This is a genomic window from Limnofasciculus baicalensis BBK-W-15 (assembly GCF_024178385.1).
Taxonomy (GTDB): Bacteria; Cyanobacteriota; Cyanobacteriia; order Cyanobacteriales; family Coleofasciculaceae; genus Limnofasciculus; species Limnofasciculus baicalensis.
On record NZ_JAMZMM010000517.1, the window covers coordinates 1 to 3,131 of the forward strand.

The 3,131-nt window shown below is 39.3% G+C and carries 3 protein-coding genes; 2 read left to right on the forward strand and 1 reads right to left on the reverse strand.

Going from position 1 to position 3,131, the window contains the following annotated elements; genetic code table 11:
• Positions 1-75: 75 nt before the first annotated feature.
• The gene (locus tag NJ959_RS27550) at positions 76-1,071 is read right to left on the reverse strand and encodes a serine/threonine-protein kinase (protein WP_254014957.1); all 996 of its coding nucleotides are present in this window, start codon (positions 1,069-1,071) and stop codon (positions 76-78) included.
• A 52-nt stretch (positions 1,072-1,123) separates the two neighbouring features.
• Here NJ959_RS27550 and NJ959_RS27555 point away from each other — a divergent pair, with 52 nt between their 5' ends.
• Positions 1,124-1,720 carry a COP23 domain-containing protein gene (locus NJ959_RS27555; RefSeq protein ID WP_254014958.1) on the forward strand — a complete coding sequence of 199 codons (597 nt, stop codon included), beginning with the start codon at positions 1,124-1,126 and terminating at the stop codon, positions 1,718-1,720.
• A gap of 121 nt (positions 1,721-1,841) precedes the next feature.
• On the forward strand, positions 1,842-2,759 hold the full coding sequence (locus tag NJ959_RS27560; RefSeq protein ID WP_254014959.1) for an Rpn family recombination-promoting nuclease/putative transposase: 918 nt from the start codon (positions 1,842-1,844) through the stop codon (positions 2,757-2,759).
• Positions 2,760-3,131: the final 372 nt, after the last annotated feature.

Sequence of the window (3,131 nt, forward strand, 5' to 3'; positions counted from 1 at the left end):
GCGGAAAGGTTAAGATTGTTGGGGATAAATCCGGATGATTTGTCATAATGGGCTTTGGTATTCTCCACTCCCCATTCACCAAGTAATTCGTGAAGGTTGAGGAGTATTATTTTGGGTTTTGGTGATAGCGGAAAAATTGAGGATTGCGGTGACAATTACAGTAACTATAATTCCTAAACTAACTAAAATAATCCATAATCTTAATTTAGATTTAGCCTTGGGCTGGGGAAAAGAAGGAGTGGTTGGAGATGGAGTTGTGGCTAGAGTGAATGAATTTAGAGATTGTAATACTTCTGCGGCTGATTGGTAGCGATATGGGAAATGATGGCGAATCATTTTATCGAGAATATCGCCTAATTCTGGACTGACAGATAGGGTATCGCGCCAGCTAATTTCTAGTGTATCAGGATTTATGGGTAGTTGATTCGGTTGGATTCCGGTTAGGGCTTCAATTGCTACTATTCCTACTGCGTAGATATCGCTACAGTGTTGAGGTTGTCCTCTCAATTGTTCGCTGGGTATGTATCCAGGAGTACCAATGGGAATAGTATAGTTGATTTTGCTGGTAATTTGTTTGACTGCGCCGAAGTCGATGAGGATAATTTTGTTATCTGCTCTGCGGCGAATTAAGTTGGCGGGTTTGATGTCGCGGTGAATGACGTTTTTTTGGTGAACAAACTCTAATACTGTGAAGATTTCTTGCAATATTTTAATAACTTGGGGTTCATTTAAGGGTTTGCCTGGTTTGATTTCTTTGGTTAAATCATGCCCTTCGATATATTCTTGCACGAGATAAAATTCCTGATTTTCCTCGAAGTGGGCGAAGAGTTGGGGAATTTGGTTGTGAGTGCCTAATTTGTAGAGGGTTTGGGCTTCGGTGTTGAATAGGCGTTGGGCATTTTCTAAGTCAGATGGGTTGATAAATTGGGGTTTAAGTTTCTTGACGACACGGTAAGGATTATCGGGTAAATGGATATCTTGGGCTATATAGGTTTCGCCAAATCCACCTTTACCTAATAACTCAATGATTTGATAGTGTCCGCCGATAGTCTGTCCTATTATTGTATTCATGGGATATGATGGATATAAAAGAAAAAATCGCCCTAGCAATATATATTAGGATATGTCTTTTCATCCTCTGTATCGGTTGACCGCTCAGGTTTTCACCACAACCTTACTGCTATCTACAATAGCCTGTTCTGCCCAGACTGGTTCTATTCCTAGTGTAAAGGATGGAGTGGCACAAGCTGAGGAACCGACTATTTTTAATTGCGTAGTGCAAAAGGGAGATTGGGTAACAGTCGCCAAACGGGGAAATGCGGTTTCTGAGCAACCTCTCATGACTTGGGCGACTAGAGAGTTTGGGGATGAGTATAGCCCGAAACAACGCTGCGAAATTGTCTCTCAGAAACTCACCGATGCGGTGGGGAAGAATGGCGGTACGTTAAAGAGTTTAGAGTTAACGACGGGTAAGTTGGATAATGGGTATACGGTGGTTTGTGTGGTGAGGAAAGGGGAAGATACGTGTAATCAGGATAATTTATTGTTTACTTTAAATAAAAATAATGCCAAAAACCCTAAAATGGTATTGGCGAAAATAGCTAATTTTGCTGATGGAAAAACCCAAGAGAATAATATTGATGAAAGTAGTTCACTTCCTGAATTTGTTTCTTTGCAATCTTTGGTAAATCGCGTGTTGCCGGAGGGAAATGGATTTTAACTCATAACTTGCACCAGTTTCAACAAGTCGAAAAACCTAACCTCCCAGCCCCCTTAAGAGAAAGGGAAGGGGTGGCAAATGCGTAAGTCTGTCCTCGTCTAGAATAACTAGTTAAACCATTATGAGATTTATTAGTCCAAAAACCGATTTTGCCTTCAAGAAAATATTCGGTTCCACCGATAGCAAAGACATCCTCATCAGTTTCTTAAATGCTATCCTCTATCCGGAAGAATCTGCCATAGAAGACTTAGAGATTATTGATCCCTATTCTCCTGGCAATATTGCCATATTAAAAGATAGCTTCTTGGATGTAAAAGCCAGAATCAAAGGAAATACCATTGTCATTATTGAGATGCAGGTTCTCAATGTCATGGCTTTTGATAAGCGGGTAGTTTACAATGCGGCGAAAGCTTTTACTACTCAACTCAAATCGGGACAAGGATACTCTAAGTTAAATCCGGTGATTGCTTTGACAATTACAGATTTTACTATGTTTCCCAAGTTTGATGATGTAATTTCGCGGTTTAGTTTTGTGGATATGGAACATTCCTTTGCTTATCCCGACAAAACTATAGATTTAGTTTTCGTGGAATTGCCTAAATTCACTAAAGAGTTAGAGGAGATAGAAAGTTTAACTGATAAGTGGCTTTATTTTATGAAGCAGGCTAACTCTTTAGAAACCATCCCAGAAAAGATGGGAGAAGTTTCCGCAATTCAGAAAGCATTTACTATCGCTAATGTGATTAATTTGACTTTGGAAGAGTTTGAGGATTTGGATAAAAGGCAGATGTTTATTGAGGATCAACAGGGGGCTATTCTTAAAGGGAGAGAGGAAGGAAGAGAGGAAGGAAGACAAGAAGGACAAGCGCAACTAATTATACGTGTATTAGAGCGCCGCTGGGGAGAAATTGCTCCGGATATGAAAACTCGCATTCTGCAATTATCTAGTAATCAATTAGAAAATTTGGGTGAGGCGGTGTTAGATTTTAGTAATCTGGAAGATTTAATTGGTTGGTTGGTTGGTGGAGGTGAGTTATAAATTTATGTATTATGTAGCATTAGGGTGGGCAATCTTCTAAAATTTTGCACCAATGGCGACAACCTGACAGAGAATAAATTCTCTGTCTGATAGCTTAAGTCCATTAAAATGGACTAAGAATATCTTCCAGTCGGTTTTAACTGAGATCTTGCACCAGTTTCAATCACCTCTAATTGCAATAACCCGACAGAGAATTTATTCTCTGTCTCATAGCTTAAGTCCATTAAAATGGACTAAAAATATCTTCCAGTCGGTTTTAACTGAGATTTTGCACCAGTTTCAATCACCTCTAATTGCAATAACCCGACAGAGAATTAATTCTCTGTCTCATAGCTTAAGTCCATTAAAATGGACTAAAAATATCTTCCAGTC